Raw genomic sequence first — 16,173 nt, forward strand, 5'->3', positions numbered from 1 at the left:
AAACAGGGGTGGAGATCCGTACTGTCCCCGCTTCTTCGCACGAGCCCACCCACCCAGTCGCTACGAATCGACCTCTGAAGCGGCCAGATCGCGTTCTCTCGTCTCGGGAATTGTGATCAGAGCGGCTATGGATACCGCAAGCAGAGCAAGTGTGTACCACTGGAACAGGTCCGGCGTTCCACGCTCGGCGAAGAATGTCTGCACGTAGGCAGCAGTTCCACCGAACGCGGCAACCGCGATCGAATACGGAACCCCTACTCCCGCGGCTCGCATGCCGGTGGGAAACAGCTCCGCCATCATCGCAGGCATGACGGCCAGGATTGCTCCGATGGCACACAACGCCACCGACATCGCCAGAAACAACGTGAGCGCGCTGGATCCGACCATGGCGTCGAGCGGAAAAAGTAGCAGCGCGATTCCGATGTTTCCTATGAACAGCACCGGCTTTCGCCCGATTCTGTCCGAGAGTGCACCCCAGACGGGGAGTGATGCGATCAAGACGACATTGGCTCCCACACCCGCCCACAATGCGCCGGACGGGTCGATTCCGCGCACCGTGATGGCGTAGGCCGGTGCCGATACTGCCCACACGTAGTAGAAGACCGTGCCGCCGACGCTGAAGAAGAGCACCTGCAGAACCTGGCGCCGATGTGCCGAGAATTGCTCCCTCATCGATGTTTTCGCGTGAACATCGCCGGACTTCTCGTATACCTCGGTCTCGGCCATGCGCGAACGCATCCACAGCACGAACAGTCCGAGCACGCCGCCCAACAGGAACGGAAGTCGCCATCCCCAGTCCGTCATTTGCTCACCGGTCAGCGTTGTCGTCAACAGGGCACCCAGGAGCGTGCCTGCGACCACGCCCGAGGTATTGGAGATGTAGATCAGACTCGACCACAGTCCCCGACGTTCGGAGGGCGCGTACTCGATGATGTACGTCTGCGCGGAGGGTAATTCACCGCCGTGAGCGACGCCCTGAGCAAGACGGGCCAGCACCAGGACGACGGCCGCTGCGGCACCGATCGTTTGATGGGTCGGCGTCAGACCGATGACGAGACTACCGATCGAGGCCAGTGCGACAGCGAGTGTCATCGACAGCTTGCGTCCACGGCGGTCGGACAACCAGCCGAACAGCAGACCGCCGAAGGGACGTGCGACGAAACCGACCGCGAAGACACCGAACGATGCCAGTAGGTCGGAGACCGGAGATCCGGTGTGAAAGAACTGGGGCGCGAAGAAGGCAGCGAAGATCGCGTAGACGGTCCAATCGAAGTACTCGATTCCGTTTCCGGCCCCCACTCCCACAATGGCTTTGGTCTTCTCCCATCGGTCGTTCGGTCGAGCTTGGCTCGGTGTCACTCCGGTGGTTGCGCTCTCGGTCATCGTGCTTCGCTTTCTGGTGAGGGGGTGTGGTCGAGCCGTCCGATGGCCAGTCCGGCGTAGACAGTCGCGGCGTCGGCGAGGACGGAATCGTCGAAACAGGCTCGGGGCGAGTGGTTCATCGGCGCGGTAGCAGTGTCGGCGTCGGGCATGCATGCCCCCAATCCGATGAAAGCTCCGGGAATGTCCTGGAGTACGTACGAGAAATCTTCGGATCCGGACAGAGGGTGTGGAGCCGTTTCGTACCGCTCCTCACCGAGAAGTTCGACGACCGTCGCTGCCCCGAGCTGGACTTCGGTGGCGTTGTTCACGGTCATCGGAAACTCGGCGATCACGTCGACGTCGACGTCGACGCGGTGTGCCGACGCGACTCCGTCGAGAACCCGTCGCAGCGCGGTGGGTACGGCGTCGTACGTGACTTCCGAGTAGCACCGCACCGTGGCCTCGAAGTACGCCTCGTCGGGAATGATGTTGTGGCGTGCGCCCGCTCGTACCTTCGCGACCGTGACGACTACGGGATCGAAGATGTCGAAGGTGCGCGTGACCATGGTCTGCAGCGATGTGATCATCTCGGCCATCGCCGTCACCGGGTCACGTGCCGTCGAAGGGGACGAGCCGTGACCGCCTGCCCCTCGAACGGTGACGATGAGTCGGTACGACGCGGCGAGCAAGGTGCCGGGTCGGGAAAAGAATGTGCCGTTGGATTGTTGGGAGGAGAAGACGTGCAATCCGTAGGCCGCGTCCGCTCGTCGGCCCGATGCGTCGAGCACGCCTTCCTCGATCATCGTCGCTGCGCCGTCCCAACCTTCCTCGCCCGGTTGGAACATCAGCACCACATCGCCTGCGATGTGGTCACGATGACGTGAGAGCAGCTGGGCGGCACCGACCAATGCGGCAGTGTGCAGATCGTGGCCGCAGCCGTGCATCGCACCGTTCTGCGAGGCAAAGTCCAAGCCGGTCTGTTCCGTAACCGGTAGTCCGTCCATATCGGCTCTGAGGAGCACTGTGCGCGCGAAGTTGTCAGTCGGTTTCGTTCCGCGCAGAACAGCGGTCACCGACGTCGTGCGGGTGCCCGTACGGACCTCGAGTGGCAGGCCATCGAGTGCTTGCAGCACCGTTTCCTGCGTACGCGGCAGGTCCAGACCGACCTCGGGCTGCCGATGCAGTGTGCGTCGGAGCTGCTTCAGATCGCCGGCCAAGGCGTGGGCGTCGTCCAGTAGATTCATTGATCACCTTCGTGTCGACAGCCATCCATCGGGGTTGACTGTGTCCGTCGTCATAGTGTCTGGTTGCCCCTACGAGGAGCACCCATCTTCGTCAGAAGCGATCACTCAGCGAACCCATGAAGGTGTTCTGTGCAAGAAATGCTGACCGAATCCGAACTTTCGCTCGTTCATGCTCTCCAGATCGCACCGCGGGCTTCGTGGACGGATCTCGCTCCTATCCTGGGTTCCACCGCGGCGACGCTGGCTCGGCGATGGCATTCGATAGTCGAGCGTGGGCTGGCGTGGATCACCGCGTACCCAGCACCGTTGACCGGAGCGGGTGCGATCACCGCCATGATCGAGGTGACGTGTGGACGCGTCGGCTCAGCGGAGCTTGTCGATGCGTTGGTCCAGGATCCGCGAGTGGTGTCGATCGAGCATGCTGCGCGTGGCAGAGACCTGGTGTTGACGGTGCAGACGTCGTCGCTCGACGAGCTGACCGGTTTGGTGCTCGACGATCTGCCGGGCTTCGACAGTGTTCGATCGACTCAAACCCACACGTGCACGGCGTTGCACGTGGAAGGAAGTCGGTGGAGGTTGGACTCATTGGATGGCGCACAGCATTCCGCGGTCGCCGCGCTCGGCGAATCACCTGATCGGTCCGGGTACGCGCGTCCGGAAAGCCTGACCGATCAGGTGGCGCGCTCGCTCGTCGGTGAACTGACGGGAAACGGCCGGGCGTCGGCCCCTGAAATAGCGTCCGCGCTCGGTCGACCTACGTCGTCCGTTCGGCGGCAGCTTGCTGCGCTTCTGCGTTCTCGCGCAGTCGTGCTGAGATGTGAAGTGGCACAGGATGCTACGCGCTGGCCGATTACCGTGACGTGGTGGTGTCGGCTCCCCGTGCAGGCGCATCAGGAGGTCGTCGAGATAATCCGTGCGCGTTCGGAACTGCGACTCTGCATGTCGCTCACCGGACCCGCGAACTTCCTACTCAGCATGTGGGTGTCCTCCGTGCCCGATATTCTGCGAGTACAGGAATGGCTCGAAAGTCGGGCTCCGAGCTTGCACATCATCGAATCGTCGGTGACGCTGCGTTCACGGAAACGAATGGGTTGGGAACTCGGTGCCCAGGGCCGCGCAACCGGATACGTCACCACTCTCGGTGGGTCGTCGTGGACGCTTCCACGGTGACTGTCCGCAGCTTCCGGCTCTTCAGGACGGTCGACGATGGTGTCCGGTTTGTAGCATATCCCTGGAGCGACTCCGTGTTCTGAGTTGCCAACAGTGCAAATACGGCGTTACCTGGACATCTATGACCTCCCGAACGCACGTACCGGTCGATTCGTCCGACCCTGACCGTCACCGGGTCGACGCAGGCGAGAGCGGGATCTCTACGGCATCGACGTCGTCCATCCGCCCACCTCGACTCGACAAAGTGGTCTTCGGCGTTGCAGCGGTCGTTGTGGTCGCCATCATCGTGTGTGGACTGGTGGTACCCGACAGTCTCGAGTCCGTCTCGTCGTCGACGTTGAACTGGCTCGTGACCAACCTCGGCTGGCTCTTCATTCTTGCCGCTACCGGGTTCGTGATCTTCTCGCTATATCTGGCGGTGTCCAAGTTCGGGCGTATCCCGCTGGGTGCAGACGGTGAGAAGCCCGAATTCAGGACCGTCAGCTGGATCGCCATGATGTTCAGCGCCGGAATGGGTATCGGCCTGATGTTCTACGGCGTCTCCGAGCCGCTGACGCACTTCGTCACACCACCTCCGGGAACGGACGGTGGCGTCGGAACCGCCATGGCCACCACCATGTTCCACTGGAGCCTGCACCCGTGGTCCATCTACGCAGTGATGGGCCTGGCGATCGCGTACGGCACGTACCGCCGCGGGCGTAAGCAACTCATCAGCTCCGCGTTCATTCCCTTGATCGGTCGCCGCGCCGAAGGTCCGATCGGCAAGGTCATCGACATCCTGGCCATCTTCGCGACGCTGTTCGGTACTGCAGCATCGCTGGGACTCGGTGCACTGCAGATCGGTTCGGGCTTCGAGGTGGTCGGCTGGATCGGTCAGAGCGGCACACTCTTGCTCGTCGCCATCGTCGCGTTGCTGACGCTGGCGTTCGTCGCATCGGCGGTGTCCGGTGTGTCCAAGGGCATTCAGTGGCTCTCCAACACCAACATGGTGCTTGCGCTTGTCCTGGCCATCTTCGTGTTCGTCGTCGGTCCGACGGTGTTCATCCTCAACATCATTCCGACGAGCATCGGCGACTACGCGTCTCAGCTGTTCGACATGTCCGCTCGGTCGGCAGCGAACTCGGATCCGGAGACGGCCTCGTGGCTCTCGTCGTGGACCATCTTCTACTGGGCGTGGTGGATCTCCTGGACCCCGTTCGTGGGAATGTTCCTGGCGCGCATCAGCCGTGGCCGCACCATCCGTGAATTCATCGTCGGTGTCATTCTGATCCCGAGTGCTGTGTCGCTGGTGTGGTTCGCGATCTTCGGCGGTGCCGGTATCGGTGAACAGCAAGACGGCATCGACCTCGCGACCCGCGACAGCACCGAATCGCAGTTGTTCGGAATGCTCGAAAACCTGCCCCTGTTCGGCATTTCGACCGTTCTCGTCATGGTGCTTGTCGGTATCTTCTTCGTCTCCGGAGCGGATGCCGCGTCGATGGTGATGGGATCGCTGTCGCAGCGCGGAACACTCGAGCCGAGCAAGTGGGTCGTCGTGTTCTGGGGCACGCTGACCGGCGCAACAGCGGCAATCATCCTGTGGACCGGCGGTTCCGACGCGCTCAACGGACTGCAAACGATGACCATCATCGCCGCGGCACCCTTCGTGGTGGTGATGATCGGACTGTGCGTCTCGTTGTACAGGGATCTGAGCAACGATCCAATGATTCTGAACCCGCCACCTCGGCGCAAGAAGGACAAGGTTTCGTAGAGCCTGTCGACTCCGGCCCCGAACTGCAGCAATGCGGTTCGGGGCTTTGTCGTTGTGCGTGGGTCTCGATCGGCCGCGTGTAGTTGCGTCAGCTTTCGTAAGATTTGGCGCGATCCAGCACGGACCACAGGAGTTCGTACAAACCGAACACCGCAGCACAGACCAGAACCACCCACCAGAACTCTGCCCCGAAGATGGTCAAGACGATCAACTGCGACAGCACCAGCATTCCGAAGAACATCCGCCATCGGCGCTGCTTACGCTTCTCGAATGCGGCATTCGGGTGCTCGGTGTAGTCGACCGGGCGCATAGGTTCCACTACCCCCACGGTGCCACAGGTCATCCGGTTGCACTGGAAGTAGAACGTTCCAATTCGACTCCGTCTGCCATCGTGGTGCCGTGAAGATCGTATCGATCAATGCGTGGGGCGACGGCATGTGCGACGAGCTGACCGACCTCGTCGGAGGTGCCGATACGCGAACAGCGATCTATACGAAAGGGATTCGGAGTGCCAGCTACATGTTGGTCGCGACATCGGAAGTGTCAGACCACCGAGCACTGATGCTCGAGTTCGGGTGACATCGCTCGCCGAGTTCGAGCGACGGTCAGGGCACAGCCTGGGTGTGCATGCGGTTGCCGTAGGTGGCGCGTTCGGCGGCACCGCGTAAGGCGTTCGAGATCGCGTACATGGCGGGGGTGTATTGACGCCGAGCGAGCGAGGCGATGTAGATGACTCGCGTCGGCACGTGGTCCGATTCCGGGAAGTCGATCGTAGTGACGTCGGGTCTGTGATGCACCACCGACAGTCGGGGGACCATGGCGATGCCGACGCCGGCCGCGACCATGGCCTCGATCTCCTGGTAGTCGTGGGCCTCGTACACGACGTCGGGCTCGAATCCTGCTACGCGACAACTGCGATAGAGAACCTCCGCTGCCGGGTGGTCGTTGCTTCGAATGATCCACCGTGCGCCTCGGAGGTCGTGCAGGGACACGTCCTGTCCTCGGCGATCGTCGTCGATCGGTAGCAACAGCACGGTCTGGTCTTCCATCAGAGGCTCGAGTGACAGCGAACGTTCCGCCTCCTCGGTCCAGGAGTAACTCCACAGCAGCGCCAGGTCGATTTCGCTCGAATGGAGCATGTCCAGCAGTTGTGGGCGAACGGCCGACCGAACCCGAACGTCGACACCCGGCCAGCGCGAGTGGTAGTCCTTCAGCGCATCGGAGAGCAGCGACGCACTGACAGTGGGAAACGAGCCGAGCCGGACCGAACCGCGTTCGAGTCCCCGGATGGCTTCGAGATCGCCGCTTGCGGCCCGCATCTCCCGTCGGAACAGGCGGGCACGGCTGGTGAGAATTTCACCCGCTTCAGTGAGCTGTACGCCGCGTGGCAAGCGGGTCAACACCGGTTGTTTGATGCCGTGTTCGAGCTTGCTGATCCGTTGGGATGCCGCGGAAGGGGTCATGTTCGCCCGTTCGGCACCTGCGGTCAGGGAGCCGGCCTCGGCAATGTCGAGAAGAAGGAACAACGTCACGATGTCGAACGTGTGGTTCATACGAATGTCCTTCAGCTCAGCTAAACGAGGGGGTAGTAAAACGATATTGTCCTAAAACGCATCGGTCAATAATGTGACAAGGGCAACGTTCGAGTGCGGATGTAACCCAGCACCTACCGGCCACCCGAAAGACCTTCCATGACCTCCATCGAGATCCTCCCGCTCATCGCTTTGGTTGCGATGTTCGTGATCGCAACCTTCTTCCCGATCAACATCGGCATCCTCGGCTTCATCGGTGCCTTCGTGGTCGGGTACTTCGCACTGGGATTCGACGACAAGGAAATCCTGAACGAGTTCCCCAGCTCGATCGTGTTGACCATCGTCGGCGTCACCTACTTCTTCGGTATGGCAAAACGCAACGGCACCATCGATCTGCTGGTGAACAGCTGCATCAGAGCGGTGCATGGCCGGGTGACGGTAGTGCCGTGGGTGTTCTTCTTCGTCGCCTCGGTGTTGACGGCGCTGGGCACTTTCAGTCCCGCCGCAGTTGCGCTCATCGTGCCCGCAGCGATGGCATTCGCTGCTCGGACCGGCATGAGCCCGCTGGTCATGGGCATCATGGTGATCAACGGTGCCCACGCAGGCGCGTTCTCACCGATTTCCGTATCCGGTGTTCTGGTCCGCGACATCGTCGAGTCCAACGGCCTCGCTCTCGACCCGTGGACCCTGTTCTTCGCCAGCTACGGCATCAACCTGCTGCTCTCGGTCCTCACTGTGACGGGCTACGCAGCCCTGGCTCGGATGAAGGGCTTCGCGTACACCGCAACTGGATCCTCCGACCCCGCACCCGGCAGCGGCCCGGTGGGCGGATCACCCGTCCGGCCTTCCGTCCCCACCGGCAGCGAAATGGGCGGCGGCAGCACTTCAGGCGGCAGCACCCAGGTGCTCACCCGTCCGACGACAACCACGCTGGTCGACGCACCGGCCCCGGTCACGTTCGTACAGAAACTCACCCTCTTCCTCATCGGCGCTCTTCTGGTGCTCGTTCTGGTCCTGCACCTGCCGATCAGCTTCATCGCGATCGCCGCAGGAGCCGTTCTGGCGTTCACCGATCTGAAGAAGCAGAACGAAGCCATCGCAGACATCAGCTGGTCGACGGTTCTGCTGGTCGCGGGCATGGTCACCTACATCTCGATCCTGCAGGAGGTCGGCACCATCGACCATCTCGCCGAGATGGCCATCACCATCGGAGCTCCGATCATCGTGGCCATCGTCCTCTGCTACGTCATCGGTGTCACCTCGGCGTTCGCGTCCTCCACCGCCCTGCTGGCCGCTGTCATTCCGCTGGCCATGCCGTTGCTGGGAACCGGTGCACTGCCCGTCGTCGGAGTGGTGGCCGCCCTGGCGATCTCGGCCACCGTCGTCGACGTCTCGCCCTTCTCGACCAACGGTGCGCTCGTCCTGGCCAACGCGCAGAACATCGAGCGCCCTCGCTTCTACCGTCAGCTCTTGCTCAACGCAGGAATCGTCGTGGCCATCGCGCCTGCCCTGTGCTGGTTGATCCTGGTCGTCGTTCCGGCTCTCCTCTGAGTGGACCGGTCGCGTTAAGCACTGCTGCATGGCATGAACATATTTCGTAATTGTGCTTGATCCTCCACTGTCGCAGGGTGGAAGGATCGGATACCGATCGGAAGGCACAGCAGATGTTCACTCTTCGTGGAACGTGGATGCGTGGGGGCACCAGCAAGTGCTGGTTGTTCAATGCAGTCGACATCGACCCGTACGTTGCCGACGCCGGCGGGCTGGACAACATCCTGACCGCAGCCTTCGGTTCCGGCGATCCACGGCAACTCGATGGAGTGGGTGGGGGCAGCTCGACGACCTCCAAGGCAGCCATCGTGCGACGCTCGAGCGCACCCGGTATCGACGTCGACTATCTCTTCGCTCAAGTAGCCATCGAGAGCCGAACCGTGGAGTGGGGCAGCAACTGCGGAAACTGCGCGACGGCGATCGGTCTCTATGCAGTGCAGACCGGTCTCGTCGCCGTCGACGATCGCATCACTGTCGTGCGGATGCGCAACGAGAACACCGGCGCGATTCTGGCGGCGGAGATCGCCACCCCGGGCGGACGCATTCCTGCGGAGGGAGACGCGTCCGTCCCCGGAACCACTGCCCTCGGCGTCCCGGTGGGGTTGACCTTCACCGATCCGGCCTCGGACCGAGTGACGATGCTTCCCACCGGTGCCGAGATCGATCGGGTTTCTCTCGGCGACAGAGAGTTCCGAGGAACGTTCGTTCGGGCCGGTGCTCCCGCAGCCTTGTTCGATGCCGCGGATTTCGGGCTCGGCGGGTCCGAGAGCAACGACCTCGTCGCCGCTCACGTTCCCACGCTCATTGCGCTGCGCACGAAGGCGGCTCTACGAATGGGGTTGAGCACACCCGAGGAGCCTGTGTCGCATGCTGTTCCGAAGGTCGGCATCGTCGGACCTCCGGCGGACTACACCACGACCACCGGGGAGCGCGTCCTTGCCGCAGACTACGACATCTCGGTGCGGATGCTCTCCATGATGGCCCCGCACCCGGCGATCGGACTCACGTCGGCGGTGGCCGTGGCAGCGGCCGTCACAGTCACCGGAGGTGTGGTCACCGCCAATGCCCGCATCGGCTGGCCCGGATCACTCCGCATCGGCACTGCGGCAGGCGTGCTCGATGTCGACTACGTCATGGACGGGGACGGATTTCTGCACTCGGTCACGCTTCATCGGGCGGTGCGACGTATCGCCACCGCCGATCTGTTCGTGGTGCCCGTGCGCACACTGGTCGGTGCCTACTCGGCCTGAGCAGCATCGCTTTTCAGAGGCGGGCCGCCACGTCCTCGAACATTTTGAGGAGCACGGTCGCGCTCGGCGACAGCTTCTGTTCCGCCAAGTGGGCCAGCAGGATGCGCCGAGACGGTGCGCCCTTCAACGGAACCAGGCGCACGTCGTCGCGAATGTTGGACAGTGCCATGCGCGGCGCGAACGAGACGCCGAGGTCCACGGCCACCATTGCCTGAGCTTCCTGGTAGTCGTTCGCAGCGAACGAGACCGAGGGCGAGAACCCGGCGGCATGGCATGCGCGTTCGAGCGCCGTACCGACGGGATGGGAATCTTCTCGAGTGATCCACTGCTCGTGCTCCAACTCGCTCATATGAACTGAAGTGCGCTCGGCCAGATGGTGATTGACTGCAACGACGAGCATCGTCGGGTCGATCATGAGTTGGTGCACGGTCAGTTCTGCGTCGGTGATTCGAGCCCATTCGTAGTCCCAGAGCAACGACAGCTCCACCTCTCGGGTGTCGAGCATTCCCCGTAGTCCAGCGAACCGGGAGCTACGAACCGTCAGGGCTACCGCGGGATGGCGAGATTTGAACAGCTTCACCACGGGCGGTAACAGGCTGGCACCCGCCGTGGGGAAGGTCCCTATTCGCAGTGTTCCTGCGCGCAGGCCGGAGAGGTCTTCGAGTTCGTTTCGCGCAGCGCGCAATTGAATCTCGATTCGTTCTGCGTGACGGACCAGAACTTCACCGGCTTCGGTCAGGCGAACGCCCCTGGCATGGCGCTCCAGTAATGGTTGCCCCGCTTCGAGCTCGAGTTTGCTCAGTTGTTGTGAGACCGCAGATGTGGTGAAGCTCAGCCGAGTTGCGGCTGCTGTGATGGATCCGGTTCGTACGACCTCCAGCAGAAGCAGCAGGCGTCGGGTATCGAACATGCGCGAACCGCCTTCAGTAAAAGTTAAGGGATCTCGACTTTTTCGTAATTGTACTCGACGGCTGTGTGATGCAGGCTATGTACAACACCAATACGAGAGCTGCATCACACGAGCGCTCCGCTCCCTGAATGTTCAACGGCTCGAACGTTTTCGAGAGCACCGATCGAAAGGCAATCCGAGGATGTATTCATTGCGTGGCACGTGGATGAGGGGAGGGACCAGCAAGTGCTGGCTCTTCAGTTCCGTCGACGTCGAGCCACTGATCGAACAAGCAGGAAGCCTGGACGAAATACTGGTTTCCGCCTTCGGATCCGGGGATCCACGCCAGCTCGACGGCGTCGGCGGTGGTAGCTCGACCACATCCAAAGCAGCGATCGTCAGTAGGTCCTCCGAGGACGGCATCGATGTGGACTACCTCTTCGCACAGGTTGCCATCGGCGACCGAAAAGTGGAGTGGGGAAGCAACTGTGGAAATTGTGCAACAGCTATCGGGCTTTATGCGCTGCAGCAGGGCTTGGTCGCGGTCGATCAGGTCACCACCGTCGTGCGACTGCGCAATCGCAACACCGGGGCGGTGCTGCTCACCGAGATCGACACCCCGGGCGGGGTTGTACCGTCCGAGGGTTCGGCCCAGGTTGCCGGCACGTCCGCGCTCGGAGTTCCGGTCGGGCTGACGTTCGTCGACCTCGCCGCCGATCGCACCCGCCTGCTCCCCACCGGCGCAGTCGAGGACACCGTCGAACTGGGCGGTTCACGGTACCGCGGCACCATGGTCGTCGCCGGAGCCCCCGCTGCATTGTTCGACGCATCCGATCTGGGAATGACCGGTGCGGAGACCACTGTCGAACTGGCAGAACGTGTTCCGCTGCTGGTCGAACTGCGTCGGAGCGCGGCACTGCTGATGGGTCTGTCTCGCCCGGAGGATCCGATCACCCATGCGGTGCCCAAGGTCGGCATCATCGCGCCGCCAGTGGATTTCCGCCTCGAGGACGGAACAGTTGTCTCGGCAGGCGAGTACGACGTCTGCGTGCGGATGCTGTCGATGATGGCACCACACCCGTCGATCGGTCTGACGTCGGCAGTGGCGGTCGCCGCTGCGGCAACCGTGCGCGGCGGTGTGGTGGATCGAGTCATCGGCGGTGCCACTACCTCGACCCTGCGCCTCGGAACGCCTGCCGGTGTGCTGTCGGTCGGCGTCGACTTCACTGCGGACGGCAATCTCACCAGCGTGACCCTGCACCGGGCAGCGCGCCGGATCGCGACAGCGGAACTGTTCGTTTCTGTTGCTGCTAGCGCACTTTCGATCGGATAGCTCCATCTCTGAACACGGTATCGACGTCTGAAGAAAAGGAAGACCATGAAGGTTAGTATCGAGAATCTGAGCCTCGCCTACTCGGGAAACACCGTCGTCCGCGACCTCGACCTGGAGATCGCCGACGGAGAATCCCTGGTGTTGCTGGGGCAGTCCGGCTGTGGCAAGACCAGCACGATGCGCTGTGTCGCAGGGCTCGAGACCCCGAGCGCCGGCCGCATCACCATCGGTGATCGCGTCGTCCACGACTCCGACAAGAACAAGACGATCCCGCCGCACAAGCGCAACGTGGGCATGGTCTTTCAGTCCTACGCGGTGTGGCCGCACCGGACGGTGTTCGACAATGTGTCGTTCTCACTGAAGATGCAGAAGGTCGACAAGACCGAAATGAACCAGCGCGTCCTCGAAGCCCTCGATCTCGTAGGGCTCGGGGAAATGGCGCACCGGGGAGCGAGTCTGCTCAGTGGTGGTCAGATGCAGCGCGTGGCGCTGGCTCGGTCTTTGGTGATGCGTCCCAGCGTGCTGCTCCTCGACGAGCCGCTGTCGAACCTGGATGCGCGGCTGCGTGAACGACTCCGGATGGAATTGCGCGAGTTGCAGCTTCGCCTCGGACTGACCACCGTGTACGTCACGCACGATCAGGTCGAGGCGTTCGCCCTCGCAGACCGCATTGCGCTGATGCAGGACGGACGCATCGTGCAGATCGGTACTCCGGAGGACATCTACACCGCACCGAGATCGGCCTCGGTGGCCGAATTCCTCGGTGTCGGCAATATCTTCCGTGCCACGGCTGCGTCGGGAACGCGCTCGATGATGGAGCTGACGGAGTTCGGACAGATTGCAGTGTCGGTCGATGCAGCGTCGGCGGCCGATGGCCCCGTCGTGGTGTGCTTGCGGCCCGAGGATCTGCTGGTTACGCCGTTGGACGATGCCGAGCCCGAGGGCCAGTCCTGGATGGGGACAGTCGATGTCGCCAGCTACCAGGGAGCGTCCATTCGGTACCGCGTGACACTGGACGACGGTCCCGAGATCGAAGCCGTCGCCACCGGTCACGCCAGCCGCATCCTGGGTATGGGAGAACGTGCACGGGTCACCGCAGTTCCCGGTGGAGCTCAGGTTCTCGTCGACGATCGCGTCGCCTCCGAGGCGGTGCCGGTATGAGCGCCCCTACCGACGATCGGCCTGTCAGCACCACGAAGCCGTCGGTCGAGACGCCTGCACCCCAGCGCAGACCCGGGCTCAAGAAGTGGATTCCGACGCTTCTGCAGTTGGCTCTGCTCACCGTGATCGTGCTGTTCCCGATGTTCTTCATCGTGATGGGTGCATTCACCGACAACGCCGAGCGCACGTCGCTGTTCGACTTCGGTAACTTCACCCTCGACAACTTCGCGCTGCTCGGCTCCTCGACCGCGCAGAGTGCCTTGTGGAACTCGGCACTGGTCGGCATCGGGTCCTCGATCGTCGCGCTGGCGATCGGGTGCACGCTCGCTTTCCTGGCCGCGCGAACCAACGTTCCGGGTCGAAAGATGATCTACGGCATCGGTATTGCGCCGCTGTTTCTCCCGGCGCTCGTCGGGGCACTGGCCTGGGCGCTGCTGGCCGGGCCGGCTACCGGGTACATCAACCTGGTGCTGACGGCGATCGGTCTACCCGGCTTCATCGACATCTACAGCTTCGGCGGAATGATCTTCATCCTCGGCATCTACTACGCGCCATACCCGTTCCTGATGGTCCACTCCGCGCTGTCGCTGATGAACCCCGACCTCGAGGACGCGGCCAGCCTGCACGGTGCGAAGCTGACGAAGATGCTGAGCAAGATTACGTTCCCACTCGTCATGCCGGCCGTGATCGGTTCGGGGATACTGGTTTTCGCGCTCACCGTGGAGAACTTCCCGGTCGCACAGGTGATCGGCGTGCCCGGCGGAGTCGACACCCTGCCGACTCTGATCTACCGACTGATGAACGCGTCGCCGGCCCGCGGCAACGACGCTGCCGCGGTAGCGGTGGTGCTCACCGTCCTGCTGGTCGCCGTCGTCGCATTCCAGCAGCGTGCAATGAGCAGCAAGGAGTACACCACCGTGAGCGGCAAAGGCGTCCGGGCGCGGCAGGTTCCGCTGCGTGCATGGCGCATCCCGGCTGCAGTGTTCGCTTGGGTCTACTTTGCACTGGCCGTTCTCTTGCCGCTGATCGCACTGGTGTTGGCTGCGCTGCAGACCAGCCCGTACGTGGCGAACATCGGTCAGCTCTTCGACTCCGGTGCGCTGTCGTTCTGGGGACTGGGAGAAACGTTGCGCAGCGCGGACTTCCGCAGCGTGATGACCAACAGCGTCATCGTCGGTGTCGCTACAGCTGCGATCGGTACCGCCTTCTGCTTCGCCCTGGCGTACACGAGGTACCGCACCAACGCTCCAGGTCGAAAGCTGTTGGAGTACCTGGCAATGTTGCCGCTCGCCGTTCCCGCCATCGTGCTCGGTCTTGGTCTGCTGTGGACGTGGCTGGCGCTTCCTCTGCCGATCTACGGAACACTCGCGGTGCTGGTGATCGCGTTCGTCGCTGTCACCATTCCGCAGGGCTACCGCGGTGTATCGGCGTCGATCATCCAGCTGGACAAGGACTTGGAAGACAGCGCGGTGATGCTGGGTGCACGGCGGCACCGCGCGATCTCCTTCGTCACCGCTCCGTTGCTCAAGGTAGGGCTGTCCTCCACATTCCTGCTGCTGCTGATGTTGTCGATGCGTGAACTGACCGCAGCTCTGTTCCTGTTCACCTCCGATACCCGGTTGCTGTCCATCGCGATCTTCGACGCCTACGACAACGGATCGTTCCAGTCGGCAGCCGAGTTGAGCCTGCTGTACTGCGTCGTGATCGGTGTGCTCGCCGTCCTGTCGCGCCGCTTCGGATCCAAGGAAACCGTCTGATGAGAAAAATGGTCACAGCAATCGCGCTCAGCGTCGCAGCGGCAATGGGCACAGCATGCTCACCACCGCCCGAGCGGCCGGATCTGGCTCGGGCGGCGGAGGAGATCATCACCGATGACGGCCTCGTCATCGACGGTGAGCAGATCGCCGATCCTGACCTGTGGACGCAGGCTCAGGCCGAGGGCGGCATCACTCTTTACAGCGGCTACACCGCAGTCACCGAGGCCACGGTGCTGAAGAATTTCGAGAAGGACACCGGACTCGACGTCAACCTCGTTCGGCTCACACCCAACCGCCTCTACGAGCGACTGGTGGCCGAGTACGGTGCGGGCCGATTGGACGCAGACGTCGTTCGGATCTCCGATGCCGGCTTCGTGAGCGGACTCAGCAAGCGTGGTGTGTTCCAGCCGTACACACCTCCGACGGCGACGGAGCTGCAGGACGACGTCGTGTTCGACGGCGGCAACTATTACCGGACCTTCGACCCGATCTACACGATGGGCTACAACAGTGCGCTCATCGAGGGCGACGACAGGCCGGCGGCGTGGTCGGATCTTCTCGACGATCGATGGAAGGGGAATCTGGGTATCGCTCAAGCCGGAGCGGGCGGTAGCGCGTTGGCGTTGACGCGATTCCAACGGGAGGTTCTCGGCGACGACTACCTGCGCGAATACTCCTCGGAAGCGCGAGTATTCGATTCTATCGGGGCCCAGCTCGATGCGCTCGCCCGCGGCGAGATCGAAGCAGGGACCGTGGTGGTGAGTAGCGTCAACATCGCAAACAACGAGAATGCGCCGGTCAACTTCGTGGTACCGGAGGAGGGACTTACGGCCTACGACTACTACACCGGTGTGGCGTCCACAGCGAAAAACATTGCGGCCGCGCAGGTATTCATGAACTGGAATCTCTCCAAGAGGGGTCAGCAGGTGTTCAGCGATCTCGGTGAGTACTCGGTGCGCAACGACATCGATCCACCGGTGATCCGCGGAATAGAGCTGCCGGAATTCACCGACCCCAAGGTCAACCGGATCACGCAGTCGGAGTCGATCGAAAATTCCGCGGACGACCAGGAAACATGGAACGCGATCTTCGGTTACAACGAATAGGCAGCGTGGAATCGGGGTCGCTGCGTCCAGTGGACCGGCGGCTCCGATTGCTGTTCCAGGCACGGCGA

Annotated in this window: 14 protein-coding genes; 9 read left to right on the plus strand and 5 right to left on the minus strand. The window is 62.5% G+C overall.

The window, feature by feature from the left end; translation table 11 throughout:
- Positions 1-60: 60 nt before the first annotated feature.
- Together R3P95_RS17010 and R3P95_RS17015 are read right to left on the minus strand one after the other, a co-directional pair.
- Positions 61-1,383, minus strand: a complete 1,323-nt coding sequence (locus tag R3P95_RS17010; RefSeq protein ID WP_317548972.1) for an MFS transporter — start codon at positions 1,381-1,383, stop codon at positions 61-63.
- On the minus strand, positions 1,380-2,606 hold the full coding sequence (locus R3P95_RS17015; protein WP_317548973.1) for a M20 metallopeptidase family protein: 1,227 nt from the start codon (positions 2,604-2,606) through the stop codon (positions 1,380-1,382). The genes R3P95_RS17010 and R3P95_RS17015 overlap by 4 nt, the downstream gene beginning before the upstream one ends.
- Before the next feature lie 129 nt (positions 2,607-2,735).
- On the opposite strand from R3P95_RS17015, the gene R3P95_RS17020 reads away from it, so the two are divergent.
- Positions 2,736-3,776 carry an Lrp/AsnC family transcriptional regulator gene (locus R3P95_RS17020; protein ID WP_317548974.1) on the plus strand — a complete coding sequence of 347 codons (1,041 nt, stop codon included), beginning with the start codon at positions 2,736-2,738 and terminating at the stop codon, positions 3,774-3,776.
- Between the two features lie 121 nt (positions 3,777-3,897).
- Entirely contained in the window at positions 3,898-5,526 is a 1,629-nt protein-coding gene (locus tag R3P95_RS17025; protein ID WP_317548975.1) for a BCCT family transporter, read from the plus strand.
- 88 nt (positions 5,527-5,614) lie between these two features.
- Here the strand turns inward: R3P95_RS17025 and R3P95_RS17030 are convergent, their stop codons facing one another.
- Positions 5,615-5,845 carry a hypothetical protein gene (locus tag R3P95_RS17030; RefSeq protein WP_317548976.1) on the minus strand — a complete coding sequence of 77 codons (231 nt, stop codon included), beginning with the start codon at positions 5,843-5,845 and terminating at the stop codon, positions 5,615-5,617.
- Positions 5,846-5,925: 80 nt separating this feature from the next.
- Between R3P95_RS17030 and R3P95_RS17035 the strand changes: the two genes are divergently transcribed.
- Entirely contained in the window at positions 5,926-6,105 is a 180-nt protein-coding gene (locus R3P95_RS17035) for a hypothetical protein (protein ID WP_317548977.1), read from the plus strand.
- Positions 6,106-6,131: 26 nt separating this feature from the next.
- Here R3P95_RS17035 and R3P95_RS17040 read toward each other — a convergent pair whose 3' ends face one another.
- Positions 6,132-7,079, minus strand: a complete 948-nt coding sequence (locus R3P95_RS17040) for a LysR family transcriptional regulator (RefSeq protein WP_317548978.1) — start codon at positions 7,077-7,079, stop codon at positions 6,132-6,134.
- Positions 7,080-7,217: 138 nt separating this feature from the next.
- Here R3P95_RS17040 and R3P95_RS17045 point away from each other — a divergent pair, with 138 nt between their 5' ends.
- Together R3P95_RS17045 and R3P95_RS17050 are read left to right on the plus strand one after the other, a co-directional pair.
- Positions 7,218-8,609, plus strand: a complete 1,392-nt coding sequence (locus tag R3P95_RS17045; protein ID WP_317548979.1) for an SLC13 family permease — start codon at positions 7,218-7,220, stop codon at positions 8,607-8,609.
- 113 nt (positions 8,610-8,722) lie between these two features.
- On the plus strand, positions 8,723-9,859 hold the full coding sequence (locus R3P95_RS17050; RefSeq protein ID WP_317548980.1) for a PrpF domain-containing protein: 1,137 nt from the start codon (positions 8,723-8,725) through the stop codon (positions 9,857-9,859).
- A 13-nt stretch (positions 9,860-9,872) separates the two neighbouring features.
- Here the strand turns inward: R3P95_RS17050 and R3P95_RS17055 are convergent, their stop codons facing one another.
- A complete protein-coding gene (locus R3P95_RS17055) occupies positions 9,873-10,769 on the minus strand; it encodes a LysR family transcriptional regulator (protein WP_317548981.1) in 897 nt (298 codons plus the stop codon).
- A 181-nt stretch (positions 10,770-10,950) separates the two neighbouring features.
- On the opposite strand from R3P95_RS17055, the gene R3P95_RS17060 reads away from it, so the two are divergent.
- The 4 genes from R3P95_RS17060 to R3P95_RS17075 are packed head-to-tail and all read left to right on the plus strand — an operon-like array spanning position 10,951 to position 16,105.
- Complete coding sequence (locus tag R3P95_RS17060; RefSeq protein WP_317548982.1) at positions 10,951-12,081, plus strand: PrpF domain-containing protein; 1,131 nt, start codon at positions 10,951-10,953, stop codon at positions 12,079-12,081.
- 45 nt (positions 12,082-12,126) lie between these two features.
- Positions 12,127-13,242, plus strand: a complete 1,116-nt coding sequence (locus tag R3P95_RS17065) for an ABC transporter ATP-binding protein (RefSeq protein WP_317548983.1) — start codon at positions 12,127-12,129, stop codon at positions 13,240-13,242.
- Positions 13,239-14,999: an ABC transporter permease gene (locus R3P95_RS17070; protein WP_317548984.1), complete on the plus strand. Its 1,761-nt coding sequence runs from the start codon at positions 13,239-13,241 to the stop codon at positions 14,997-14,999. The genes R3P95_RS17065 and R3P95_RS17070 overlap by 4 nt, the downstream gene beginning before the upstream one ends.
- On the plus strand, positions 14,999-16,105 hold the full coding sequence (locus tag R3P95_RS17075) for an ABC transporter substrate-binding protein (protein WP_317548985.1): 1,107 nt from the start codon (positions 14,999-15,001) through the stop codon (positions 16,103-16,105). The genes R3P95_RS17070 and R3P95_RS17075 overlap by 1 nt, the downstream gene beginning before the upstream one ends.
- Positions 16,106-16,173 lie beyond the last annotated feature (68 nt).

It is taken from the genome of Rhodococcus cercidiphylli, from assembly GCF_033042225.1.
Lineage (GTDB): Bacteria > Actinomycetota > Actinomycetes > Mycobacteriales > Mycobacteriaceae > Rhodococcoides.